This is a genomic window from Streptomyces sp. NPDC004752 (assembly GCF_053601275.1).
The window spans coordinates 58,803-80,969 of sequence record NZ_JBSGBN010000002.1; the positions used below are offsets into that span (position 1 = coordinate 58,803).

Sequence of the window (22,167 nt, forward strand, 5' to 3'; positions counted from 1 at the left end):
ACGGACCGGGGCAGAGCAGCAACCACGAACCCGCATGGCCACATGCAGCCGACCGAGGGGACACACCAGCGGTCGGCGCGCCGGCACACGGGTGTGGGCAGAGCCCTCTACAGCGCCCGGAACCTCTCATCAAGGTCAGTGACGCGCTCGGCCCGGCGGCCCATCAGATAGACCTTGGCGTGGGTGCGCTGCACTTCGTGCACCAGCTTGAAGCCCTGGGTCTCGTTGTACCTCACCAGCCCGGGGAAGTGGCAGCCACGGCGAACCCATGTGCGCCCTACCTGTGCGGCTCGGTCCACCGCCCACAGCCCCATCACGGTTCCCGGCTTCTTGTCACGGTAGGCAGGGTCGGTGACGGTCGAGTACAAGTAGTGAGCCGCCTCGTTCAGCTCGTCTTCCGTCCAGCCCCACGGGGGTGTCTGTTCCTGGACGGTGGTGCATCCGATGATTCGCCCGTCGTCCTCGGCGAGGACCCACACGTCACCATCGGGATTCTCCGCCTGCCGCGCGAGTTGAGACGCGCTTTCCCGCCAGCTCGGAAGCCCGCGGTCCTCCAGCCAGTTGGAGCGGACGAGGATCATTTCTTCAACGGCGGGGATGTCATCGCTTGTGGCCGGGCGCATTGCGAACACTCCGTCTCCTGAAGGGTGGAAGGCGGGCGGGCGTCGTCAGCCGTAGGAGGCCGACCACTTGCCGCGCGTGAAGTGGCACACGCCGTCGGGCGTGATGTGCACGCGGCTCCCGTAGATCGGTAGGCCGCCCTCGGCGTTCAGCCGGTGCCGGATGCGCTCCAGCGCCGCCCACAGGCGCCGCGGGCCGCCCTGGTGGACCGTGGGCGGGTCGATCCACGTCGCCGAAGCGCGCGCCCATGAGCCGTCGGCGTGCACGAGCCATGCCGTGCGCTGCTCGCCGCGTTCCTCGTAGTGGGTTTCGATGCCGGGCGCGGCGAGTTCGAGCATGGCGCGCAGGTCCCACGCCTCCGCGACGTTGAGCACCGGATAGCGGCCCTCGGTCACCTGCTCGCCCTCGCGGTCGCGTACGGCCTCGAACAGTTCGCCCGTCCCCGGCGGGTAGTCGGCCCCGGTCCGGGTGCTCATGAACCCGGCGCGGTCCCACTCGACGACCCCGCGCGCGCTGCCGTCGTCGTCATCGACGGACTTGTCGGCCGTGACGATCACGCTCATGCGGGCGAGCGTGGTCACTAGGCGCCCGCCGGGGCGCAGCGCGGCCGTCACACCGGCGAGGTTGCGCAGCGCCACCATGGACACGATGCGGTCGAAGTCCCCCGGGAGCGGCCCCGTGGCATCACAGGTGACCACCTGGGGGAACATGCCGAGCGAGGCAAGACGTTCCGTCGCCGCCTCGGTCAGGTACGGGTCCACATCCATGGCTGTGATGTGCTTGTCCCCCAGGCGACGCGCGGCAAGGGCGGTACTGACCCCGGTGCCCGTACCGATCAGGCCGAGGTCGGCGCCGTCGTACACCTGCCCGTGGCGCAGCATCCGCACCACCAGGCCGGGCATGGTGCTCGACGACGTTGGCACGCCTCGCGGCCGGTCGTCGGAGCTTGCCCGGTCGGCGTGCAGCGGGCCGATGCGGGTCACTAGGGAAGTGTCGGCGTAGGCCGCGCGCAGCCATGCCGACTCGTCCGTCGGCCCGTCGTGCAGCGCCCACGTGGCGCCGCCCGCACGTTCCCACCACCGGGGTACAAAGGTGTGCCTGGGGGTGGTGGCAACCGCTTCCCGCCACCGCGAGACGGCCGGGGTCACCTCGACCGCGAGCCGTTCGGCATGGGGCTTCCAGTTCATGAGCGGCCTCACTCGTCGTACTTCGGGTCGCACGCGTCCTGTTCCGCAGGCGAGCAGTCGCCGCCGTCCGACGCGGGCTTGCAGTCAGGGTCACACGGGCCCCCGTCGGCGCGGGCCGGAATCGCGCGCAGCGCCTCGGCCCATGCCTCGCCGCCCAGGATCGCGGCCAGGCCCCGTTGCCGGACGTTGCCCGTGGTCAGCCACCGCGACATCACACACGGCGTCACCTCGCCAGAGGGCAGGACGGCCACCTGTCCGTGCCCGCACCGCCCGCACAGCTCCGCCGTGTCCGCCCCCGCCTCGGGCAGCGAGGCACGACCGAGGCGTCGCATGCGGTCGGTGTGGATCGCCGTCACGCCGAGCGCTTCCAGCTCCCGACGCGCCTCGCTCACGCGCTGCCCCGGCAGGACGGACACGATGCCGACACGCAGCGGGATACCTCGCCGTACGGCCTCGGTGATGTTCGCCCGGGTGCGTTCGTAGCTGCCCGGTCGGGTCGTGATGGCGTCGTGTTCCTCGGCGCGGTCGCTGTAGTAGCTGGTGGCCAGCTTCACGCCCTCGCGGGCGAGCAGGCGCCACCAACCGGGCTTGATGTGGAACAAGTTGCTGTAGACCTCGACCTGAAGGCCGAGGCTCAGCGCGTGGTCGGCCAACTCGGCCCATGCCGGGTGCATGGTCGGCTCACCGCCGATGAGCTGCACCTCACGCGAGCCCAGTGCCGCCGCGTCGCTGATCACCCGTCGCCAGTCGTCGGCCGTCAGCGCGCCGTGCGTGCCGCTCGGCCCCGACTCGGCAAAGCACTGCGTGCACTGGAGCTGACAGGCTCCCGTGATCTCCAGCTCGACGACCCTCGGCGCGGTCGTCGGGGACGCCGCCGGGCTCTCTATTACGGTGCTCATTGCCGCTCCCTTGGTGTCGTTGTGCTGATCCGATACGGTCCGCCATGGGCGGACGCTCGCGCGGGTGCTGCCCGGCGAGGGTCTACCCGGCCCGGCCCCAGCGCGGTCTTGCCTTGAACACGTTCACCGGGGCCGGGCGCTGAGGCCCGTCTCTGCGGGGGCTTCTCCGGGACGTAGGGGGAACATCTCGATTGGCTACGCCCGGCAGAGACGGGGGGCTATGGGTGGGGACGTGCGCCCTCACGGGAAGGGGTGCTGAACGAGGGTTACGACGATCACGGCCAGCAGCCCGCCGACGCTGCTCACCATGAGCACGCCGCCCCAAAAGGCGCCGTCGGTGGTGACCTTCCAGCCACGTAAGCGCCTCATGACGTGCGCGCCCGCGCGACGCGTGCCGGTTCGAGTCCGGCCGGAAAACCGTCCGGAGGCTCCATGGCCGCGTAGTCCGCAAAGTTCCGGCGGTAGCGCGTGTACCGGGTCTCCTGAGTGTGTTTGCGCTGCCATTCCTCGACCTCTCCCGAGTCGTGGCATACGCCGGACTCGGCGCCGTACTCGGATTCAATCCCCGAGACGCAGCGCGCCGCGTACTCCGGCTCTGCTGTCGCGTCCTGCACGATCGTGAACGGCAGGTACCGGAACGTCCGGCGGGTCATTCGCGATGCTCCTGTCGCTGGTGCTGACGCATCAACACGTTGGCATCCGTTTCCTTGCTGCGGTCGAACTCGGCGCGCGCGGCTTCGCGCTGCCAGGCAAGGTCGGCGCACGTCGCACAGCCGGGGACCGGAACGGGCGGACGGCTCGCATCGAAGCCCAGTGCGCTCACACCGGCCGCCTGGCACGGTCGTTGGCCGCCTTGACGCCGGCGCTCAGCCGTTCCGCCACGGTGACCGGGCGGATCTGCGCCGGGTCGGCCTGCCACTCGCGACCACCGCCCACGGGGCGCAGCATCGCGTACGGCCCCGCCGTGGCCTGGTACTCACCCACCTTGCGCATCGCCGGGTCGTAGACCAGCGCCCCACGCTCCGGGGGCCGTTCCTCTGTCTGCTGCGTCATGGTCACTCCGTACATTTCGTGTGTGCGCACCCGTCGGGCGGGTAGTTACGCGTTGCATTCCGACCATCACAAACATTGGCCGATAAGGTCCGCCAGGTGCACGCTCGGCCCGTCACCAAACACCCTGGATGGACAGCGAATTGACACGAAAAGGAGTTCGATCGAATGGACCCCAACAGCCAGGCCGCCAAGGTCACGCCACGCGTCAGACTAGGCAGGCGACTGCGTCGACTCCGCGAACGGGCAGACCTGTCCCTCCGCCAACTGTCCGAACGTGTGGGAGGCTACTCACACAGCTATTTGGGCCGAGTGGAACTCGGAGAACAACTCCCGTCGGAAGCGCTGGTCAACACTCTGGACGAGTTCTTCGACACTGACGGGGTACTCGCCGAACTGCTGGAGTTGGCACACGATGCGCTGATTCCGGATTACGGCCGGAAAGTCATCAACAAGGAGCCGGAGGCCGAACGCATCCAGGTCTTCAACAGCAGCCACATCACTGCTCTGCTACAGACTCCGGAATACGCACGAGCAGCGTTCCGGGGAGGAAAGCTGACGCAGACCGAGGATCAGATCAACGAGCTTGTCGCTTTCCGCATGAAGCGACAGCGGATCCTGGATCGAGAAGAACCACCTTCCTACTGGGGGATCATGGACGAGGCGGCACTCAGGCGCCCGCTCGGGGGACGACAGTGCATGGCTGAACAGATGGAGCATCTGTTGCAACTCGCGGCCCAGCCGCACATAACAGTGCAGATTCTCCCCTTCGACAAGGGAGCACACCCCATGCTTGGAGGAAGCCTGACCTTGCACACTCTGCCGGATGGCACGACTATCGCCGGGGTCGAAAGCTTCGGCACCGGTGAGGCGGTGGAGGCCCCGAGAAAGGTCCTTAAACTGACGCACCAATTTGACATGGCTCGCTCTCTGGCCCTCACGGACGACGAATCAATCGATCTGATCCGCAAATACTTGAAAGAGTACGAAATTGAAGACCATTCCTGACGCAGAAACTCTGTCCGACTGGCGCAAGTCCAGCTACAGCGAGAACCAGGATGGCGGTTGCATCGAGGTATCAGACGGATACCTCGAAGGCGTGCCGGTCCGTGATTCCAAAAATCCGCACGGCCCCGCGGTCATCTTCGAGACAGCCGCTTGGTCGTCGTTCGTCGGCGCCGTCAAGGGCGGGGAGTTCCCCGCCTGAGCCCCGCAGCAGCCCCGAGTATCCGGCCCTCGCCAAACGGCGGGGGCCGCCGTCATAGAGGTGCACGGAGCAGCACCCACAGGGGCCGCAACCCGCGCGTCCGCTTCCCGTATCTGTCACCAGTGCCGAGGGGTGGACAAGGCGGGTTGGAAGTCCAACAGGCCGGTTGACCTGTGCGTTTCTGGTGAGTACCGGGGGGTGCGTAAGAAGGTTAGAAACCGCGAACCCGCGTGCCGTCCAGTGTGCGGCGCCACCGTGTCACCGAGCGGAGCGACACCGGGCCCGACCAGCCGGTGGGGCGGGCCGCGCCGCCGATGTGGAAGGCGGTGATGCCGGCGGAGCGGAGGGTCGGGACGTGGTCGAGGCGCAGGCCGCCGCCGACCATGACGGTCGGCTCGTAGCCCGGCTCCTGTCCGCGCCGGGCCTCCGCGAGCAGCGTGGGCAGTCCGTCGTCGACGCCGGCCGCCGAACCGGCGGTCAGGTAGGTGTCGAGGCCGGGCAGGTCGGCGAGTTGCTTGCGCAGGGCGTCGCGGTCGGCGGCCCGGTCGATCGCGCGGTGGAAGGTCCACGGGCAACCGTCCAGTTCGGCGACGATCCGCTCCACCGCGCCCAGGTCCGGTCCGCCGCCGGCGTCCAGGAAGCCGAGCACGAACTGGTCGGCCCCGGCCCAGCGCAGTTCCCGGGCCGCCCGCACCAGCCGGTCCAGGCCCTCCGGTCCGCCGGCCGCGAACCCGTCGGCGAGCCGCAGCATCACGCGCAGGTCGATGTCGACGGCGGCACGGATCCCGATGAAGGTCGTCACCGACGGGGTCAGCCCGTCGGCCGCCATGTCGGTGACCAGTTCGAGGCGGTCCGCGCCTCCGGCCTGGGCGGCGACCGCGTCCTCGACACCGAGGGCGATCACCTCCAGGACTGCACGCGTGCTCATAGGACCCCTTTCCGGCGGTGTTCCCCTGGAGCGACTACAGGTCTAGTCCAATTGAAGGGTACGCCCGCCTGCCCCGGCCCCGCGAGATCGCCCCCGTCAGCCGAAGATGCACATCTCCTGTGCCACCGCTCCCACCAGTTCGTACGACGCCCCGTCGAGCGCCCTGCCCGAGTACAGCCGCACCAGTGTGGCGCTGTCCCCGATGAAGCGGGCCGGGGTCCGCACCCCGTCGGCCGCCCCCAGCCGCAGCGGCTCGTCCACGTCGTCCAGGTCGGCGTGCACCGGCAGATGCCCCTTCTCGCGGGTCACCCGGGCCAGCAGGGTGAGTGCGTACGGCGTCCCCGGCCCGGCGTAGGCGCCCGGCACGCCGAACGTGTCGCGCAGATCGCCGGCATGCACCCACTCGCCGAGCGCGATCATGTCCAGCACCCCGCCCGCCCGCGCGATCACCGGCCCGGCGTCGGTCATCCCGCGCTCCAGTTCGTCGACGACCTCCGCGTGCGTGCGCTCGGCCCGCTCGGCGATGTCCCGCTCGTTCGACTCGGGCGAGAACACCCCCCGTTCGAAGCGTTTCTCCACCACCCGCGTCAGCACGGTCGCACAGTGCGCGAGCAGATCCCGTACGGTCCACCCCGGGCACGCCGCGATCGCCCGCGCGAAATCCACGTCGGACAGGGACCGCAACAGCGGCAGCAGGGCGTCGCGTTCGACGGCGAGCAGCCGTCCGGGAAGTTCGGGGTCGCGTGGTTCGTGTGTCTCGGTCATACCGTCCACGCTAGGCGCTCCGCTGGGTTGGCCGATATCGATGAGGGGCCTGCTGCATCGTCGATCCATGCGGGTACATCGTGGCCGGGCGCGCAATTCCCCACGCCCCTTGCGAGGCACGCCCAAGCCGCACAGCCGCACAAGGACGCGGCACAGCCGCAAAAAAACACAGTCACACCGCCCTCCACGCCAGGACTCCGCAGAGTCGGCCGATATCGATGAGGGACTACTCCATCGTCGATCCATGCGGGTACATCGTGGCCGGGCGCGCAATTCCCCACGCCCCTTGCCGGGCACGCCCAAGCCGCACAGCCGCACAAGGACGCAGCACAGCCGCACAAGGACACAGTCCCGCGGCCCTGCACGACGGCGGCAGAATGGGGCCATGGCCGATCTCGACGCGCTGCGCACCCGATGGACCCGGGCCCTGGAAGGAGCCCGCGGCCCCGGCGGTGGCCCCGACCCGCTGCCGTACGCCGACCGGCTCCTCGCCCGCTGGCAGGAGCCGCAGCGCCGGTACCACACGCTCGCGCACCTCACCGCGGTCCTGGACCACGTCGACACCCTGGCGGAGTACGCCGACGACCCCGACGTCGTACGGCTGGCCGCCTGGTTCCACGACGCCGTCTACCTCCCCGACCGCTCCGAGAACGAGGAGCGCTCGGCCCGCCTCGCCGAACGGGCGCTCCCGGAGGCCGGCGTCCCGGCGGACCGGACCGCCGAGGTGGCCCGGCTGGTCCGGCTCACCGTCACCCACGACCCGGCCGTGGACGACCCCGACGGACAGGTGCTGTGCGACGCCGACCTGGCGGTCCTCGCCGCGCCGCCGTCCGCGTACGCCGCCTACACCGCGGCCGTCCGCGAGGAGTACCACTTCGTCCCGAACGACGCCTTCCGGGCCGGTCGCGCCGCGATCCTGCGCCAATTGCTGGAGCTGCCCCAGCTGTTCCGGACGCCGTACGGGCGCCGCGCGTGGGAGCCGACCGCGCGCTACAACCTCTCCGCCGAACTGGAACTGCTCACCGACTGACCTCGGGCGACTGACCGCGGGCCGGGAATCCCTGCGGCTGCACCGCCGTGCGTCCGCGTCCCGCGTCGTCGCCGGGGCCGACGCCGGCCGACCGGAAAACCAGGTTCGCTCGCCGATCCGATGACCTAGTCTGCGCCGCATGTGTGAAGTGGGCGGGGAACAGGTGGACGAGGCCGTCGCGGGCTGTGTGGCTACGCTGCGTACGGCGGTGGACCGGGACTGGACGGCGGTGCGGGCGGGGCGGCTGGACTGGAGCGTCCGGCGGACCGCCGTGCATGTCGCGAGCGATCTCATCGCGTACGCGGGGCAGTTGGCGGGGCGGGCGCAGCACGCGTACGTCCCCTTCGACATCACCCTCGACGGCGAGGGCGACGAGGGCATGGACGCGGCCGACAACACCGGCGTCCTCCAGGTGATCGAGACCACCGGCGTGCTGCTCGCCGGCACCGTCCGCACCACCCCGCGCGAGGTGCGCGCCTTCCACCCGTACCCCTTCCGCAGCGCGGACCGCGCGGGCTTCGCCGCGATGGGCATCGCCGAGGTGCTGCTGCACACGCACGACATGGCCGAGGGTCTCGGGCTGCCCTACGAACCACCGGCGGAACTCGCCGAGTCCGTCCTGACCTGCATCTTCCCGCAGGTTCAGCCCGGTTCGGCGCCCTGGCCGACCCTGCTGTGGGCGACCGGCCGCGGCGAGCTGCCCGGCCGCGCCCCGGTCACCGACTGGCGCTGGTGCAACAACCTGGTCGTCCCGGCCGGGCGGCTCACCCTCCAGGGCGTGCGGCCCGCCGCCGCGCGCGATCTGCGGCTGGGCGGCGACGGCGGCTTCGACTGGATCGAGGGCGGGCCGTACCAGGGCACCCGGGACGCCGCCGGAATGCTGGTCAAGGCGTATGAATCCGGGTCCCACCGGCCCGAGTTCGGGCTGTTCGTCCTGGTCCGCGGGGAGGACGGCCGGGCGGTCGGCGGCCTGGGCTTCCACTCCGCCCCGGACGAGGACGGCCGCGTGGAGATCGGTTACGACCTCGCCGAGGCCGCCCGCGGCCAGGGTTACGCGACCGAGGCACTGGGCGCGCTGGCGCGGTGGGCGCTGGCCCGGGACGACGTGGATCTGCTGTTCGCGCGCGTCGACCACGGCAATCTGCCGTCGCAGGGCGTGCTGGACCGGGCCGGGTTCAGCCGGGCCGGGGCGGCGGCGGAGGAGGCCGCGTACACGGAGCACGGCATGGACCGTTCGCTCCGGCTCTACGTCCGCCGGGCCTGACGCCCCCCCTGGCGCGGCGCGGCCCCGCGCACCCCTTCGAGCGACGCGGCCCCGCCACGCACGGCAGCCGCACCACGTCCCGGCCACCTGAAAACCGTCACGGGTGGCTCACGAAGACTCACGAGGACGGCACCCCGCCCGTGGCCCGGCCCAGCGAGCCGACCGCCGCGACCTTCACGCCCGCCTGGTGGCAGACCCAGTGCGGGTCGGGGCCGAGTTCCGGTTCGACGTCCAGCGCGTGCGGGTCGCCGGAGCCGCACACCGGGCACAGCGGCCAGCGTCCGTACCGCTCCAGGAGCGCGTCCTGTACGTCCTGCGCGACCAGTCCGGCCACATAGGCCGCCCCGTCCGGCCACTGCTCGACCCACCAGCGGCGCTGTACGACCGAGTTCTCGACCAGCGAGACCACGTCCGCCTCGGCGACCTCGCCCGCGACCAGGTCGGCGAGCACGCGCGCGCGGGCCGTGTGCAGGGCGCGTTCCAGCGGGCTGATCGGATCCATGGACCCATTGTGCGTGGTCTTGACCCGGCACCGGGCCGAAAATATCTTTCGCAGGTGACCCAGGACGTGAAGGAAGTTTTCGGCAGCCCGGGCGGCCCGGGAAACACGCCGCCGGCCCCGGCCGCCCTCACCGCCAAGGTGCGCACGCTCGCCCCCTCCATGACCCGTTCGATGCAGCGTGTCGCCGAGGCCGTGGCGAGTGATCCGGCCGGCTGCGCGGCCCTCACGGTCACCGGACTCGCCGAACTCACCGGCACCAGCGAGGCGACGGTCGTGCGTACCGCCCGGCTGCTCGGCTACCCCGGCTACCGCGACCTGCGGCTCGCCCTCGCGGGCCTGGCCGCCCAGCAGCAGTCCGGCCGCCCGCCCGCCCTCACGACCGACATCGCGGTCGACGACCCGATCGCCGATGTCGTCGCCAAACTCGCCTACGACGAGCAGCAGACCCTCGCCGACACGGCCGCCGGGCTCGACACCGTGCAGTTGGGCGCTGCGGTCGCCGCGCTGGTCGGCGCACGGCGCACCGATGTGTACGGGATCGGCGCGTCCGGACTGGTCGCCCAGGACCTCACCCAGAAGCTGCTGCGCATAGGGCTGATAGCCCACGCCCACAGCGATCCGCACCTCGCCGTGACGAACGCGGTGCAGCTGCGCTCCGGCGATGTGGCCATCGCGATCAGCCACTCCGGGTCGACGGGGGACGTCATCGAGCCGCTGCGGGCCGCGTTCGAGCACGGGGCCACCACGGTCGCCATCACCGGACGGCCGGACGGCCCGGTCACCCAGTACGCCGACCATGTGCTCACCACCTCCACCTCCCGGGAGAGCGAGCTGCGGCCCGCCGCGATGTCCTCCCGGACCAGTCAACTCCTCGTCGTGGACTGCCTGTTCATCGGAGTGGCGCAGCGCACCTACGAGACCGCCGCGCCCGCGCTGGCCGCTTCCTACGAGGCGCTGGCCCACCGGCACCGCTGAGCGCCGAGTGCTCCGCCGACCAGCGGGATCCCCGTCGCGGCGGGGCCGCACACCGACACCGGCCCGCCCGCGCCCCGTTCGGGACGCCGCCGCACCGCGGCGGACTTCGCTCGCCCCACCGGCACCGCTGGCACAAGAAGCACCGCTGGCACAAGAAGCACCGCTGGCACAAGAAGCACGGAGAGAGCCACCCGTCATGACCTCCATGTCCGACCCCAGTCAGCTCCGCGCCGAACTGGAGACGCTCACCACCGAGGCGTTCCGGCCCGAACTCGCCGGCATCGACAAGCTGCCCACCCTGGAGATCGCCCGGCTGATGAACGGCGAGGACAGCGCCGTGCCCTCCGCCGTCACCGCACGCCTCCCGCTGATCGCCGCCGCCGTCGACGCGATCGCCGCGCGCATGGCCCGCGGCGGCCGGCTGGTCTACGCCGGCGCGGGCACCGCGGGCCGCCTCGGTGTCCTGGACGCCTCCGAGTGCCCGCCCACCTTCAACACCGACCCCGGTCGGGTCGTCGGCCTGATCGCGGGCGGCGCCGAGGCGATGGTCAGCTCCGTGGAGGGTGCGGAGGACTCGAAGGAACTGGCCCGCGAGGACCTCGACTCGCTCGCGCTCACCCCCGACGACACGGTGGTCGGCGTCTCCGCCTCCGGCCGCACCCCGTACGCGATCGGTGCGGTCGAGCACGCCCGCGCCCTGGGCGCCCTGACCGTCGGTCTGGCCTGCAACGCGCACAGCGCGCTCGCGGCGGCGGCCGAATACGGCATCGAGATCGTCGTCGGCCCCGAGCTGATCACCGGTTCCACCCGACTGAAGGCCGGCACGGCACAGAAGCTGGTGCTCAACATGCTGTCGACGATCACGATGATCCGGCTGGGCAAGACGTACGGGAATCTGATGGTCGACGTACGCGCCTCCAACAACAAGCTGCGCGCCCGCTCCCGCCGTATCGTCGCCCTGGCCACCGGCGCCGCCGACGAGGAGATCGAACGGGCCCTGACCGAGACCGACGGCGAGGTGAAGAACGCGATCCTCACCCTCCTGTCCGGTGTCGACGGCCCGACGGCCGCCCGCCTGCTGGAGGAGTCCGGCGGCCATCTGCGTGCCGCGCTGGCGGGCGCGGGCGGCTGACCCGCACGCCCGGGGAGCGCGCAACGCCCCGCCTCCGGAAGGTCATGTCCCGCGCCTTCCGGCGCCCGCCACCCGCATCGGGCGCCCCGTGACGTCCCGTGACACGCCCGAGGGCGGCACCCCCTGGCTTCAGGGAGTGCCGCCCTCGGTACGCGACGGACGGAGCCGATCCTCGATGAGGATCAGAAGTCCATGTCACCGCCCGGCATGCCACCCGGGGCGGCCGGAGCGGCCTTCTCGGGCTTGTCGGCGATGACGGCCTCGGTGGTGAGGAACAGCGCGGCGATGGAGGCGGCGTTCTGCAGGGCGGAACGCGTCACCTTCGCCGGGTCGATGATGCCCTCGGCGACCAGGTCGACGTACTCGCCGGTCGCGGCGTTCAGGCCGTGGCCCGGGGTGAGGTTGCGGACCTTCTCGACCACGACGCCGCCCTCAAGGCCGGCGTTGACGGCGATCTGCTTGAGCGGGGCCTCCAGGGCGAGCTTCACGGCCTGCGCGCCGGTCGCCTCGTCCCCGTCCAGCTCCAGCTTCTCGAAGACGTTGGTGGTCTGCAGCAGGGCCACGCCACCACCGGCGACGATGCCCTCCTCGACGGCCGCCTTGGCGTTGCGCACGGCGTCCTCGATGCGGTGCTTGCGCTCCTTCAGCTCCACCTCGGTGGCGGCACCGGCCTTGATGACGGCGACGCCGCCGGCCAGCTTGGCCAGGCGCTCCTGGAGCTTCTCGCGGTCGTAGTCCGAGTCGCTGTTCTCGATCTCGGCGCGGATCTGGTTGACCCGGCCGTTGACCTGCTCGGAGGAGCCGGCACCGTCGACGATGGTGGTCTCGTCCTTGGTGATGACGACCTTGCGGGCGCGGCCCAGGAGGTCCAGGGTCGCGTTCTCCAGCTTGAGGCCGACCTCCTCGGAGATGACCTCGCCGCCCGTGAGGATGGCGATGTCGCCGAGCATGGCCTTGCGGCGGTCGCCGAAGCCCGGGGCCTTGACGGCGACGGACTTGAAGGTGCCGCGGATCTTGTTGACGACCAGGGTGGACAGAGCCTCGCCCTCGACGTCCTCGGCGATGATCAGCAGCGGCTTGCCCGACTGCATGACCTTCTCCAGGAGCGGGAGCAGGTCCTTGACGGAGCTGATCTTGGAGTTGGCGATCAGGATGTACGGGTCGTCGAGCGACGCCTCCATACGCTCCATGTCGGTGGCGAAGTACGCCGAGATGTAGCCCTTGTCGAAGCGCATGCCCTCGGTGAGCTCAAGCTCAAGGCCGAAGGTCTGCGACTCCTCGACGGTGATGACGCCTTCCTTGCCGACCTTGTCCATGGCCTCGGCGATCAGCTCGCCGATCTGGGTGTCGGCGGCGGAGATGGAGGCCGTGGAGGCGATCTGCTCCTTGGTCTCGACGTCCTTCGCCTGCTCCAGCAGGGCGGCGGAGACGGCCTCGACGGCCTTCTCGATACCGCGCTTCAGGGCCATCGGGTTGGCGCCGGCGGCGACGTTGCGCAGGCCCTCCTTGACCAGGGCCTGGGCGAGGACGGTCGCGGTGGTCGTACCGTCACCGGCGACGTCGTCCGTCTTCTTGGCTACTTCCTTGACCAGCTCGGCGCCGATCTTCTCGTACGGGTCCTCGAGCTCGATCTCCTTGGCGATGGAGACACCATCGTTGGTGATCGTGGGGGCGCCCCACTTCTTCTCGAGGACGACGTTGCGGCCCTTGGGGCCGAGCGTCACCTTCACGGCGTCCGCGAGCTGGTTCATGCCGCGCTCGAGGCCGCGCCGCGCCTCCTCGTCGAACGCGATGATCTTGGCCATGTGAAGTGGTCCCTCCAGGACTGGGGGTGATTCCTTCGGACCGCGCCCGCGCCCGCGACGGACGGCTCGCCGACCTCGTGGTTCCTTGCCCCACACGGCCCGCGGGCCTCACCGACCCGGTCCTTCGTTGTCACTCTCACCTTCAGAGTGCTAACGCCAATGATTAGCACTCGACCCACCCGAGTGCAAGATGCGACCGTGACGCGGGCCCGTCGCGTGGGGTCGCGGCGCGGCGGTGACGGCGGGGTGGTGAAGGGTGCCGGACGGGTGTACGCGCCCCCGGGCCGGGCGGCGTGGGGCATGGCGAAGGGCCCGCACCCCGAAAGCTGCGGGCCCTTCGCGTGAAGTACGTTCAGGCGGTGACGCGAACCATATCGGCCTGCGGGCCCTTCTGACCCTGCGAGATCTCGAACTCGACCCGCTGGCCCTCTTCCAGGGTGCGGTAGCCGTCCATCTGAATCGCGCTGTAGTGGACGAAGACGTCCGCACCACCGTCGACCGCGATGAAGCCGTACCCCTTCTCCGCGTTGAACCACTTGACGGTGCCCTGAGCCATGCCTAACTCCCCTATTACTGGCCCTTGCACAGATCCACACTTCGTGGACCCGGGTCAGACCTCACCCTCCACGGTGGGGGGCGTGCGCCGGAACGCGTCGACCGCGGCTGAATGTATCTGTCCAACTGCCGTCTGCAACAGGTCAATCGGACGAGAAATCTGGACGCGCCCGGTCGGGAATTTATTGAGAATTCATCAGAATTCAGGGCAAGTCGGGCTCCATAAAAGGAGCAAAAGCCGCGAAGAAAGCGGGGAGTTTGGCGACTTCTTGGCGGGTGCACGGAGTGAATCCGGGGCCTGCGCCCCGGGAGGCCGGGAACGCGTTCCCCAACTCTACCGCGCTCAACCCCACTGAATGACCCCCTCCGTTTCTCTCACGGAGGGGGCCATCGGATGAACAGTCGGTAATGGGAGTTATCGAAGGTAAGGGAGCGTCAGCCGCCGGCCACGGCCGGGATGATGGACACGCCCGCGCCGTCCGGCGTCGCGGTCTGAAGGCCCTGCTCGAAGCGGACGTCGTCGTCGTTGACGTACACGTTGACGAAGCGGCGCAGCTTGCCCTGGTCGTCCAGGACGCGCGCGGCGATGCCGGTGTGGTTCTTCTCCAGGTCGGCGATGACCTCTTCGAGGGTGGCGCCCTCGGCGCTCACCTCGGCCCGGCCGCCCGTGTAGGTACGCAGAATGGTGGGGATGCGAACGGTCACGCTCATGCGAGGCCAGCCTCTCGGAAGGAGTCCAGGTTGGGGCGGATGGTGGCGGTCAGGCCGGTGCCGGCCACCGCGTCGAGGGTCTTGAGGCCGTCGCCGGTGTTGAGGACGACCGTGGTGAGCGCGGGGTCGAGGACACCGTCCTCGATCAGCTTCTTCGTCACACCCACGGTGACGCCGCCGGCCGTCTCCGCGAAGATGCCCTCGGTCCGCGCCAGCAGCTTGATCGCCTCGACCACCTGCTCGTCCGTCACGTCCTCCACGGCGCCGCCGGTGCGGCGGGCGATGTCGAGCACATAAGGGCCGTCGGCCGGGTTGCCGATCGCCAGGGACTTGGCGATGGTGTTCGGCTTCTGCGGGCGGACCACGTCCTGACCGGCCTTGAACGCGGTGGACACCGGCGAGCAGCCCTCGGCCTGCGCGCCGAAGATCTTGTACGGCCGGTCCTCGACGAGGCCCAGCGCGATCAGCTCCCGCAGTCCCTTGTCGACCTTGGTGAGCTGGGAGCCGGAGGCGATCGGGACGACGATCTGGTCGGGCAGCCGCCAGCCGAGCTGCTCGCAGATCTCGTACGCCAGGGTCTTGGAGCCCTCCGCGTAGTACGGCCGCAGATTGACGTTGACGAAGCCCCAGCCCTCGCCGGCCGGATCGCCGATCAGCTCGGAGCAGAAGCGGTTCACGTCGTCGTAGTTGCCCTCGATGCCGACGAGATCACCGCCGTAGATCGCGGCCATGACGACCTTGCCCTGCTCCAGGTCGTGCGGGATGAACACACAGGAGCGCAGTCCGGCGCGGGCCGCCGCGGCGCCGACGGCCCCGGCGAGGTTGCCGGTCGAGGAGCAGGACAGGGTCGTGAAGCCGAAGGCGCGCGCCGCCTCCAGCGCCTGGGCGACCACCCGGTCCTTGAAGGAGTGCGTCGGGTTGCCGGAGTCGTCCTTCACATACAGGCCGCCGGTGACGCCCAGCTCGCGGGCCAGGTTGTCGGCCTGCACCAGCTTGGTCCAGCCCGGGTTCAGATTGGGCTTTGCGGCCACGTCCGCGGGGACCGGCAGCAGCGGCGCATAGCGCCAGATGTTCGCGGGACCCGCCTCGATCGTCCGACGCAGCTCCTCGGTGTCGTACGCCGAGAAGTCGTAGGCGATCTCCAGCGGGCCGAAACACTCCTCGCAGGCGAACACCGGTCCGAGTGGCACCCGGTGGCCGCACTCGCGGCAGCTCAAGGCCGCGGCGGGACCGAGGTTCGCGGACTGGTTCGTGGTGCTTGCAACGGTCTGCACAGCCATGTGAGGCGAGGCCCTTTCTCCTCATCTTCCTCACGACGCATCTCGCCGTGAGACGGATTTGGCACCTTCCCTAGCCGGGAGCCTCGCGGAAACGATCGACTGGTGCAGCGATCCTTACGAGTACCGACTGGAGGGTTGCCGGGGCTTCATCGGGCCGTGTCCCTCTGCCCCTCTGGATGAGCTGTATGCGGTTGTGAACGCCGAATGGCCCCGACATGCGATGGCCATCCGCGTTGTTCAAGACTGTAACCGAAGGCCAGGACAGTTGAGATAGTCGTCCGAACCGCGAGATGGATCACACCCGCGCCCGGTGTGATCACGACAGTGAGGAGCAGCCGACCGTGCTGGAAGAAGTCGAGCGCTGGCTGGCCACCCGCTCCTGGTCGGTGACCGACCGCCCGCTGCACACCATCCTCGCCGCGAAACAGCGCACGGGCCAGTCGGTCTCCGTCGTGCTGCCCGCGCTCAACGAGGAGGAGACGGTCGGCGACATCGTCGCGGTCATCCGGCACGACCTCATGCGCCAGGCGCCGCTGGTCGACGAGATCGTCGTCGTCGACTCGGGGTCCGCCGACCGCACCGCCGAGGTGGCCGCCGCGGCGGGCGCCCGGGTGGAGCACCGCGACGCCATCCTGCCGCGGCTGCCCGCCGCACCCGGCAAGGGCGAGGTCCTGTGGCGCTCGCTGCTGGTCACCGGCGGGGACATCGTCTGCTTCGTCGACGCGGACCTGCGGGAGTTCTCCACCGACTTCGTCACCGGGATCGTGGGCCCACTGCTCACCGACCCGGACATCGACCTGGTCAAAGCCATGTACGACCGGCCGCTGGCCGGCGCGGCCGGCCAGGGCGGCCGGGTCACCGAGCTGATGGCCCGCCCGCTGCTCAATATGCACTGGCCGCGGCTGGCCGGTTTTGTGCAGCCGCTCGGCGGCGAGTACGCGGCCCGCCGCTCGCTGCTGGAGCAGCTGCCGTTCCCTGTCGGATACGGCGTCGAACTGGGCATGCTGATCGACGCCCTGCACCTGGTGGGCCTGGACGCCCTCGCCCAGGTCGATGTCGGCGTGCGCAAGCACCGGCACCAGGACGGGCAGGCGCTGGGCCGGATGGCCGCCTCGATCTACCGCACCGCCCAGCTGCGGCTGGCCCGCGGGCATCTCGTGCGGCCCTCCCTCACCCAGTTCGAACGGGGCGAGGACGGCTTCGAGCCGCGCACCCACCCGGTGGACACCGAGGAACGGCCGCCCATGGTGGAGATCGCGGAGTACGCCGCCCGCCGGGTGGCCTGAAGCCGAAGGTGTGCTGTGTTCGGCCCACCCGGGGAGCCGACCGTACGTTTGAGCGTTTGTGGGCCGGGCTAGGTTGAGGCGTATGGCTTCCACGCAGGGTGCTGCCCAGGTGCTGGTCGCGTCCAACCGCGGCCCGGTCTCGTACACCGTCCAGCAGGACGGCACGCTGGTCGCCCGGCGGGGCGGCGGTGGGCTGGTCTCCGGGCTCTCGGCGATCGGGCCCGACGCGGACGCGCTGTGGGTGTGCTCGGCGCTGTCCGACGGCGACCGTGAGGCGGTGCGCCGCGGGGTCGGCGAGCCCGGCGTGCGGATGCTGGACATTCCGGCCGACGTGTACGCCGACGCCTACAACGGCATCGCCAACTCGGTGCTGTGGTTTGTGCATCACATGCTCTACCAGACCCCGCTGGAGCCGGTCTTCGACGCGGAGTTCCGGCGGCAGTGGGTGTCCTACCGGGCCTACAACCGGGCGTTCGCGGAGGCGCTGGCCCAGGAGGCGGCCGAGGGCGCGGCCGTCGTCGTGCAGGACTACCATCTGGCGCTGGCCCCCAGGATGCTCCGGCAGCGCCGCCCCGACCTGCGCATCGGCCACTTCTCACACACCCCGTGGGCGCCGCCGGACTACTTCCGGCTGCTGCCCGACGACATCGCGGCCGAGCTGCTCGCCGGGATCCTCGGCGCGGACCGCGCGGCGTTCCTCACCCGGCGCTGGGCGGACGCCTTCACCGACTGCTGCCACGCGGTCCTCGGGCCCGGTATCCCGGCCGGCACCCGCATCGGTGTGCACGGTCTGGGCGCCGACGCGGACTTCCTGCGGGGGCGCGCGCACGAGCCGGACGTGGCCGAGCGGATGACGGCGCTGCGGACGGAGATCGGCGCGGGCCGCAAGACGATCGTGCGGGTGGACCGCACCGAGCTGTCCAAGAACATCGTGCGCGGACTGCTGGCGTACCGGCAGTTGCTGGCGGACCGCCCCGAGTGGCGCGAGCGGGTCGTGCACCTCGCCTTCGCCTACCCCTCACGCCAGGACCTGGCCGTGTACCGGGCGTACACGGCCGAGGTACGGCGCATCGCGCAGGAGATCAACTCGGTGTACGGGACGCCGGGTTGGACGCCGGTGCTGCTGCACGTCGAGGACGACTTCGCGCGTTCGCTGGCCGCCTACCGGCTGGCCGACGTGGCCCTGGTGAACCCGATCCGGGACGGCATGAACCTGGTCGCCAAGGAGGTGCCGGTCGTCTCCGACGAGGGCTGTGCGCTGGTGCTGTCCCGGGAGGCCGGGGCGTACGAGGAGCTGGGCGAGGACGCGATCACCGTCAACCCGTACGACATCGGAGGCACGGCGGACGCCCTGCACCGGGCGCTCACCCTGCCGGCGGAGGAGCGGGCGGAGCGGACCAAGCGGCTGGCCGCCGCGGCCACGGCGCTGCCGCCGGCCCAGTGGTTCCTGGACCAGCTGCACGCGCTTCAGGCCGGTGGGTCCACCGGTCGGTCCAGCTGAGCGGCGAGCGTCCGCAGCAGCCGCACCACCCCCGCCGGGCCGTCCACCACCAGGTCGGCGCGCTCGGCGAGTTCGGGCACCTCGCTGCTGCCGCTGCACACCAGCAGGCCGGGCACGCCGTCGGAGCGGAGCTTGTCGACGGCCGCGAAGGCGGGCAGGTCACCGAGGTCGTCGCCGCCGTACAGCACGGTTTCGGCGCCGGTCTCGCGGACGTACTCCAGCAGGGCGACGCCCTTGTCCATGCCGGGCGGGCGCAGTTCGAGGACCAGGCGGCCGGGCTCGACGATCAGGCCGTGCCGGGTGGCCAGGTCGACGAGGGGGCCGCGCAGCGCCTCGAACGCGGCCTGCGGATCCTCGGCGCGGCGGGTGTGCACGGCGACGGCCCGCCCCTTCTCCTCGATCCAGGTGCCCCGCCAGGCGCCGATCCGGTCGAGGAAGCCGGGCAGTTCGGCGCGGACGGCGGCGACGCCGGGGTGCGGGGCGGGGGCGCTGACGGTGCCGCTGACCGCGTCCCAGCGTTCGGCGCCGTAGTGGCCGAGGACGACGAGGTGCGCCAGGCCGGGTACGCCCGCGAAGCCGCCGTAGCGGACCGCGACCCCGGCGGGGCGGCCGGTGACCACCGCGACGGAGGCCACCTTCGGGGCGAGGGCGGCGAGCGCGGGTACGGCGTCCGGGTGCGCGCGGGACTGCTCGGGGTCGGCCACGATCGGCGCGAGCGTCCCGTCGAAGTCGAGGCCGATCACCGCGGTGCGCGGCCGTGCGAGCAGTGCGGCCAGCCCGTCCCGCCCGGCGCGGGTCACGGGCGTCGGAAGCGCGTCCTGGGGGTCGGTCGAGTCCGTCGTATGGGTGCCCATGAACCGACCCTATCCACCCGAACCGTCCCCCACGCCTGCCAAGCCGTCCCGGCCGCAGCCCCACGCATGGCATGAACCCTTGTTCTATTGGCACTGGGGACGGGGGGACGGTTCAGTGTTGGGTGCGGCGGGTTTCGCGGACTCGGCGTAGGCGGTTGACCGTCACCGGGTCGTGGGACAGTGCGCGCTCGTCGTCCAGCAGGGCGTTCAGGAGCTGGTAGTAGCGGACCGGGACCAGGCCCAGTTCCTCGCGTATCGCCCGTTCCTTGGCACCGGGTCCCGCAAAGCTCCGGCGCTCCAGCGCGAGGATGGCCTGTTCGCGTCGGCCCAGTTCGTGGCGGTCGTCCGGTTCCATGGGTGAACGGTAACGCCGGGCACCGACGGCGGCTCCCGGCTCCGGAACGGGCGGCGCTCCACCGCGTAAGTGGACTAGACCTCTTATGGGTCCCCGGTCCACACTGTTCCCCGTGAGACATGTCATCGCCCTCGACGTGGGCGGCACCGGGATGAAGGCCGCCCTGGTCGGGGACGACGGCGAGCTGCTGCACCAGGACCGCCGCGCGACCGGGCGCGCACGCGGGCCCGAGGCGGTCGTCGAGGGCATCCTCGGCTTCGCCGCCGAGCTGCGCGCCCACGGCACCGAACGGTTCGGCGCACCCGCGGTCGCGGCCGGCATCGCGGTGCCCGGCATCGTCGACGAGGCACGCGGCGTCGCCGCCTACGCGGCCAACCTGGGCTGGCGCGACGTACCGCTGCGCGCCCTGCTCACCGACCGGCTCGGCATCCCGGTCGCGCTCGGCCACGATGTGCGCACCGGCGGCCTGGCCGAGGGCCGGATCGGCGCGGGCCGGGGCGCGGACCGCTTTCTGTTCGTGGCCCTGGGCACCGGCATCGCGGGCGCCATCGGCCTCGACGGCCGGGTGGAGGCGGGCGCGCACGGCTTCGCGGGCGAGATCGGCCATATCGTCGTACGGCCCGGCGGGACCGCGTGTCCGTGCGGGCAGCGCGGCTGCCTGGAGCGGTACGCCTCCGCGGCGGCTGTGAGCGAGGCATGGGCGGCGGCCTGCGGGGAGCCCGACGCGAACGCCGCGGACTGTGCGCGGGCCGTGGCGTTGGGTGATCCGAGCGCCGTCCGGGTCTGGCAGGAGGCGGTGGACGCGCTGGCCGACGGGCTGGTCACCGCGCTCACCCTGCTGGACCCGCGCACGCTGATCATCGGCGGCGGGCTCGCCGAGGCGGGGGAGACCCTGTTCCGGCCGCTGCGGGACGCCGTCCGGCGCCGTGTCACCTTCCAGAAACTCCCGCCGATCGTCCCCGCCGCCCTGGGGGACACCGCCGGCTGCCTGGGCGCGGGGCTCCTCGCCCGGGATCTCCTCGAAACCACTGCCCCTTCGGAGGTAACCGCCTGATGGCCCCCAGTACGGTTCTTGCCGGCGCCCGGGTGGTGCTGCCCACCGGGATCGTGACCGACGGACGTGTGATCGTTGAGGGTACGAGGATCGCGGCCGCCGCCCCCGCGAACGCCGAGGTGATCGACGTACGGGGCCACTGGCTGGTGCCCGGCTTCGTCGATGTGCACAACCACGGCGGCGGGGGCGCCTCGTTCTCGGGCACGGCCGACGAGATCCTGACGGCCATCCGCACCCACCGGCTGCACGGCACCACCACCCTCGTCGCCTCCACCGTCACCGAAGACATGGACTTCCTGGTCAAGCAGGCCGGGCTGCTGTCCGAGCTGACGGAGCAGGGCGATCTCGCCGGGATCCACTTCGAGGGCCCGTTCATCTCGCCGTGCCGCAAGGGCGCGCACTCCGAGGAGCTGCTGCGCGACCCGGACCCGGGGGAGGTGCGCCGGCTGATCGACGCGGGGCGCGGCCGGACCCGGATGGTCACCCTCGCCGCCGAACTGCCGGGCGGCATCGACTCCGTGCGGCTGCTGGCCGAGCACGGCGTCATCGCCGCCGTCGGGCACACGGACGCGACGTACGAGCAGACGGTGGCGGCGATCGACGCGGGCGCGACGGTCGCCACCCATCTGTTCAACGCGATGCCGCCGTTCGGCCACCGCTCCCCCGGCCCGGTCGCCGCCCTGCTGGCGGACGAGCGGGTCACGGTCGAGCTGATCAACGACGGCACCCACCTCCACCCGGCCGCGCTGGAACTGGCGTTCCGGCACGCGGGCGCCGGGCGGGTCGCGTTCATCACCGACGCGATGGACGCGGCCGGGATCGGCGACGGCCGCTACAAGCTCGGCCCGCTGGAGGTCGAGGTCAGCGACGGCGTGGCCCGGCTCGTGCGGGGTGGCTCGATCGCGGGCTCGACCCTGACCCTGGACCGCGTCTTCAAGCGGGCGGTGACCGTCGACCGGCTGCCGGTGCCGGACGTGGTGGCGGCCCTGTCCGTCAACCCGGCCCGGCTGCTCGGCCTGGCCGACCGGGTGGGCTCGCTGGAGCCCGGCAAGGACGCCGACCTGGTCCTCCTCGACGAGGGCTTCGACGTCAAGGGCGTGATGCGGCAGGGCGCCTGGGTGCTCGCTCCCCGACTCGCTCCCCAACTGCCCTGATCCGTCCTCCGGTCGGCACATCGGTGAGAGCCGGTCGGCACACCGGTGAGAG

General features: G+C 71.1%; 24 protein-coding genes, 1 pseudogene and 1 riboswitch. Of the genes and pseudogenes, 10 read left to right on the forward strand and 15 right to left on the reverse strand.

All coding sequences use genetic code 11. The features are described from left to right. Window positions 1-107: 107 nt before the first annotated feature. The 6 genes and pseudogenes from ACWEKM_RS01260 to ACWEKM_RS01285 form a co-directional block, all read right to left on the reverse strand. Complete coding sequence (locus ACWEKM_RS01260) at window positions 108-623, reverse strand: GNAT family N-acetyltransferase (protein ID WP_451619067.1); 516 nt, start codon at window positions 621-623, stop codon at window positions 108-110. A gap of 45 nt (window positions 624-668) precedes the next feature. Next, complete coding sequence (locus ACWEKM_RS01265) at window positions 669-1,808, reverse strand: methyltransferase domain-containing protein (RefSeq protein ID WP_451619068.1); 1,140 nt, start codon at window positions 1,806-1,808, stop codon at window positions 669-671. Window positions 1,809-1,816: 8 nt separating this feature from the next. Next, entirely contained in the window at window positions 1,817-2,707 is an 891-nt protein-coding gene (locus ACWEKM_RS01270) for a radical SAM protein (protein ID WP_451619069.1), read from the reverse strand. 240 nt (window positions 2,708-2,947) lie between these two features. Then, complete coding sequence (locus tag ACWEKM_RS01275) at window positions 2,948-3,076, reverse strand: hypothetical protein (RefSeq protein ID WP_451619070.1); 129 nt, start codon at window positions 3,074-3,076, stop codon at window positions 2,948-2,950. Beyond that, the gene (locus ACWEKM_RS01280; RefSeq protein WP_451619071.1) at window positions 3,073-3,360 is read right to left on the reverse strand and encodes a DUF7848 domain-containing protein; all 288 of its coding nucleotides are present in this window, start codon (window positions 3,358-3,360) and stop codon (window positions 3,073-3,075) included. The genes ACWEKM_RS01275 and ACWEKM_RS01280 overlap by 4 nt, the downstream gene beginning before the upstream one ends. Further along, window positions 3,357-3,700, reverse strand: a pseudogene (locus ACWEKM_RS01285) (hypothetical protein). The gene ACWEKM_RS01280 and the pseudogene ACWEKM_RS01285 overlap by 4 nt, the downstream one beginning before the upstream one ends. 225 nt (window positions 3,701-3,925) lie before the next feature. Here ACWEKM_RS01285 and ACWEKM_RS01290 point away from each other — a divergent pair. Continuing rightward, window positions 3,926-4,765: a helix-turn-helix domain-containing protein gene (locus ACWEKM_RS01290; protein WP_451619072.1), complete on the forward strand. Its 840-nt coding sequence runs from the start codon at window positions 3,926-3,928 to the stop codon at window positions 4,763-4,765. Next, the gene (locus ACWEKM_RS01295) at window positions 4,749-4,964 is read left to right on the forward strand and encodes a DUF397 domain-containing protein (protein WP_451619073.1); all 216 of its coding nucleotides are present in this window, start codon (window positions 4,749-4,751) and stop codon (window positions 4,962-4,964) included. Before ACWEKM_RS01290 ends, ACWEKM_RS01295 begins: the two co-directional genes overlap by 17 nt. 211 nt (window positions 4,965-5,175) lie before the next feature. Here the strand turns inward: ACWEKM_RS01295 and ACWEKM_RS01300 are convergent, their stop codons facing one another. Beyond that, window positions 5,176-5,892, reverse strand: a complete 717-nt coding sequence (locus ACWEKM_RS01300; RefSeq protein ID WP_451619074.1) for a copper homeostasis protein CutC — start codon at window positions 5,890-5,892, stop codon at window positions 5,176-5,178. 96 nt (window positions 5,893-5,988) lie between these two features. Continuing rightward, window positions 5,989-6,657 carry a maleylpyruvate isomerase family mycothiol-dependent enzyme gene (locus tag ACWEKM_RS01305; protein ID WP_451619075.1) on the reverse strand — a complete coding sequence of 223 codons (669 nt, stop codon included), beginning with the start codon at window positions 6,655-6,657 and terminating at the stop codon, window positions 5,989-5,991. A 385-nt stretch (window positions 6,658-7,042) separates the two neighbouring features. Between ACWEKM_RS01305 and ACWEKM_RS01310 the strand changes: the two genes are divergently transcribed. After that, entirely contained in the window at window positions 7,043-7,687 is a 645-nt protein-coding gene (locus tag ACWEKM_RS01310; protein WP_451619076.1) for an HD domain-containing protein, read from the forward strand. Between the two features lie 139 nt (window positions 7,688-7,826). Beyond that, window positions 7,827-8,951 carry a GNAT family N-acetyltransferase gene (locus ACWEKM_RS01315; RefSeq protein WP_451619077.1) on the forward strand — a complete coding sequence of 375 codons (1,125 nt, stop codon included), beginning with the start codon at window positions 7,827-7,829 and terminating at the stop codon, window positions 8,949-8,951. Window positions 8,952-9,069: 118 nt separating this feature from the next. On the opposite strand, the gene ACWEKM_RS01320 is transcribed toward ACWEKM_RS01315, so the two are convergent. Beyond that, on the reverse strand, window positions 9,070-9,453 hold the full coding sequence (locus ACWEKM_RS01320; RefSeq protein ID WP_451619078.1) for a hypothetical protein: 384 nt from the start codon (window positions 9,451-9,453) through the stop codon (window positions 9,070-9,072). Window positions 9,454-9,507: 54 nt separating this feature from the next. Between ACWEKM_RS01320 and ACWEKM_RS01325 the strand changes: the two genes are divergently transcribed. Both ACWEKM_RS01325 and murQ read left to right on the forward strand, forming a co-directional pair. Further along, window positions 9,508-10,428, forward strand: coding sequence for a MurR/RpiR family transcriptional regulator (locus tag ACWEKM_RS01325; RefSeq protein ID WP_451619079.1), 921 nt, complete (start codon window positions 9,508-9,510; stop codon window positions 10,426-10,428). Between the two features lie 196 nt (window positions 10,429-10,624). Further along, window positions 10,625-11,560 (forward strand): N-acetylmuramic acid 6-phosphate etherase, encoded by a 936-nt coding sequence (gene murQ / locus ACWEKM_RS01330; RefSeq protein WP_451619080.1) that lies wholly within the window; start codon window positions 10,625-10,627, stop codon window positions 11,558-11,560. 182 nt (window positions 11,561-11,742) lie between these two features. Here the strand turns inward: murQ and groL are convergent, their stop codons facing one another. The 4 genes from groL to thrC all read right to left on the reverse strand — a co-directional run bounded on the left by groL (window position 11,743) and on the right by thrC (window position 15,911). Further along, window positions 11,743-13,365, reverse strand: coding sequence for a chaperonin GroEL (gene groL, locus ACWEKM_RS01335; RefSeq protein ID WP_388713231.1), 1,623 nt, complete (start codon window positions 13,363-13,365; stop codon window positions 11,743-11,745). Between the two features lie 352 nt (window positions 13,366-13,717). Continuing rightward, window positions 13,718-13,921, reverse strand: a complete 204-nt coding sequence (locus ACWEKM_RS01340) for a cold-shock protein (RefSeq protein WP_004986573.1) — start codon at window positions 13,919-13,921, stop codon at window positions 13,718-13,720. Window positions 13,922-14,355: 434 nt separating this feature from the next. Then, window positions 14,356-14,631 carry a MoaD/ThiS family protein gene (locus ACWEKM_RS01345; RefSeq protein ID WP_451619081.1) on the reverse strand — a complete coding sequence of 92 codons (276 nt, stop codon included), beginning with the start codon at window positions 14,629-14,631 and terminating at the stop codon, window positions 14,356-14,358. Next, window positions 14,628-15,911: a threonine synthase gene (thrC, locus tag ACWEKM_RS01350; protein ID WP_451619082.1), complete on the reverse strand. Its 1,284-nt coding sequence runs from the start codon at window positions 15,909-15,911 to the stop codon at window positions 14,628-14,630. The genes ACWEKM_RS01345 and thrC overlap by 4 nt, the downstream gene beginning before the upstream one ends. 18 nt (window positions 15,912-15,929) lie before the next feature. Beyond that, a riboswitch (SAM riboswitch) is annotated at window positions 15,930-16,094 on the reverse strand. 158 nt (window positions 16,095-16,252) lie between these two features. Here thrC and ACWEKM_RS01355 point away from each other — a divergent pair. Continuing rightward, the gene (locus tag ACWEKM_RS01355) at window positions 16,253-17,197 is read left to right on the forward strand and encodes a glucosyl-3-phosphoglycerate synthase (protein WP_451619083.1); all 945 of its coding nucleotides are present in this window, start codon (window positions 16,253-16,255) and stop codon (window positions 17,195-17,197) included. An 82-nt stretch (window positions 17,198-17,279) separates the two neighbouring features. Further along, window positions 17,280-18,698, forward strand: a complete 1,419-nt coding sequence (locus ACWEKM_RS01360; protein ID WP_451619084.1) for an alpha,alpha-trehalose-phosphate synthase (UDP-forming) — start codon at window positions 17,280-17,282, stop codon at window positions 18,696-18,698. On the opposite strand, the gene otsB is transcribed toward ACWEKM_RS01360, so the two are convergent. Both otsB and ACWEKM_RS01370 read right to left on the reverse strand, forming a co-directional pair. Further along, window positions 18,665-19,552 carry a trehalose-phosphatase gene (gene otsB, locus ACWEKM_RS01365; RefSeq protein WP_451619085.1) on the reverse strand — a complete coding sequence of 296 codons (888 nt, stop codon included), beginning with the start codon at window positions 19,550-19,552 and terminating at the stop codon, window positions 18,665-18,667. The two genes, ACWEKM_RS01360 and otsB, sit on opposite strands and share 34 nt — an antisense overlap. A gap of 112 nt (window positions 19,553-19,664) precedes the next feature. Beyond that, the gene (locus ACWEKM_RS01370; protein ID WP_451619086.1) at window positions 19,665-19,907 is read right to left on the reverse strand and encodes a DUF3263 domain-containing protein; all 243 of its coding nucleotides are present in this window, start codon (window positions 19,905-19,907) and stop codon (window positions 19,665-19,667) included. Window positions 19,908-19,992: 85 nt separating this feature from the next. Here ACWEKM_RS01370 and ACWEKM_RS01375 point away from each other — a divergent pair, with 85 nt between their 5' ends. Further along, complete coding sequence (locus tag ACWEKM_RS01375; RefSeq protein ID WP_451619087.1) at window positions 19,993-20,961, forward strand: ROK family protein; 969 nt, start codon at window positions 19,993-19,995, stop codon at window positions 20,959-20,961. Further along, window positions 20,961-22,115 carry an N-acetylglucosamine-6-phosphate deacetylase gene (gene nagA / locus ACWEKM_RS01380; RefSeq protein WP_451619088.1) on the forward strand — a complete coding sequence of 385 codons (1,155 nt, stop codon included), beginning with the start codon at window positions 20,961-20,963 and terminating at the stop codon, window positions 22,113-22,115. Before ACWEKM_RS01375 ends, nagA begins: the two co-directional genes overlap by 1 nt. Window positions 22,116-22,167: the final 52 nt, after the last annotated feature.

What these genes read in the sequence shown, in the direction of transcription:
- ACWEKM_RS01260 (WP_451619067.1), bottom strand. Translation starts at nt 623, where the DNA reads ATGCGCCCGGCCACAAGCGATGACATCCCCGCCGTTGAAGAAATGATC.
- ACWEKM_RS01265 (WP_451619068.1), bottom strand. Translation starts at nt 1,808, where the DNA reads ATGAACTGGAAGCCCCATGCCGAACGGCTCGCGGTCGAGGTGACCCCG.
- ACWEKM_RS01270 (WP_451619069.1), bottom strand. Translation starts at nt 2,707, where the DNA reads ATGAGCACCGTAATAGAGAGCCCGGCGGCGTCCCCGACGACCGCGCCG.
- ACWEKM_RS01275 (WP_451619070.1), bottom strand. Translation starts at nt 3,076, where the DNA reads ATGAGGCGCTTACGTGGCTGGAAGGTCACCACCGACGGCGCCTTTTGG.
- ACWEKM_RS01280 (WP_451619071.1), bottom strand. Translation starts at nt 3,360, where the DNA reads ATGACCCGCCGGACGTTCCGGTACCTGCCGTTCACGATCGTGCAGGAC.
- ACWEKM_RS01290 (WP_451619072.1), top strand. Translation starts at nt 3,926, where the DNA reads ATGGACCCCAACAGCCAGGCCGCCAAGGTCACGCCACGCGTCAGACTA.
- ACWEKM_RS01300 (WP_451619074.1), bottom strand. Translation starts at nt 5,892, where the DNA reads ATGAGCACGCGTGCAGTCCTGGAGGTGATCGCCCTCGGTGTCGAGGAC.
- ACWEKM_RS01305 (WP_451619075.1), bottom strand. Translation starts at nt 6,657, where the DNA reads ATGACCGAGACACACGAACCACGCGACCCCGAACTTCCCGGACGGCTG.
- ACWEKM_RS01310 (WP_451619076.1), top strand. Translation starts at nt 7,043, where the DNA reads ATGGCCGATCTCGACGCGCTGCGCACCCGATGGACCCGGGCCCTGGAA.
- ACWEKM_RS01315 (WP_451619077.1), top strand. Translation starts at nt 7,827, where the DNA reads ATGTGTGAAGTGGGCGGGGAACAGGTGGACGAGGCCGTCGCGGGCTGT.
- ACWEKM_RS01320 (WP_451619078.1), bottom strand. Translation starts at nt 9,453, where the DNA reads ATGGATCCGATCAGCCCGCTGGAACGCGCCCTGCACACGGCCCGCGCG.
- murQ (WP_451619080.1), top strand. Translation starts at nt 10,625, where the DNA reads ATGACCTCCATGTCCGACCCCAGTCAGCTCCGCGCCGAACTGGAGACG.
- groL (WP_388713231.1), bottom strand. Translation starts at nt 13,365, where the DNA reads ATGGCCAAGATCATCGCGTTCGACGAGGAGGCGCGGCGCGGCCTCGAG.
- ACWEKM_RS01340 (WP_004986573.1), bottom strand. Translation starts at nt 13,921, where the DNA reads ATGGCTCAGGGCACCGTCAAGTGGTTCAACGCGGAGAAGGGGTACGGC.
- ACWEKM_RS01345 (WP_451619081.1), bottom strand. Translation starts at nt 14,631, where the DNA reads ATGAGCGTGACCGTTCGCATCCCCACCATTCTGCGTACCTACACGGGC.
- thrC (WP_451619082.1), bottom strand. Translation starts at nt 15,911, where the DNA reads ATGGCTGTGCAGACCGTTGCAAGCACCACGAACCAGTCCGCGAACCTC.
- ACWEKM_RS01360 (WP_451619084.1), top strand. Translation starts at nt 17,280, where the DNA reads ATGGCTTCCACGCAGGGTGCTGCCCAGGTGCTGGTCGCGTCCAACCGC.
- otsB (WP_451619085.1), bottom strand. Translation starts at nt 19,552, where the DNA reads ATGGGCACCCATACGACGGACTCGACCGACCCCCAGGACGCGCTTCCG.
- ACWEKM_RS01370 (WP_451619086.1), bottom strand. Translation starts at nt 19,907, where the DNA reads ATGGAACCGGACGACCGCCACGAACTGGGCCGACGCGAACAGGCCATC.
- ACWEKM_RS01375 (WP_451619087.1), top strand. Translation starts at nt 19,993, where the DNA reads ATGGGTCCCCGGTCCACACTGTTCCCCGTGAGACATGTCATCGCCCTC.
- nagA (WP_451619088.1), top strand. Translation starts at nt 20,961, where the DNA reads ATGGCCCCCAGTACGGTTCTTGCCGGCGCCCGGGTGGTGCTGCCCACC.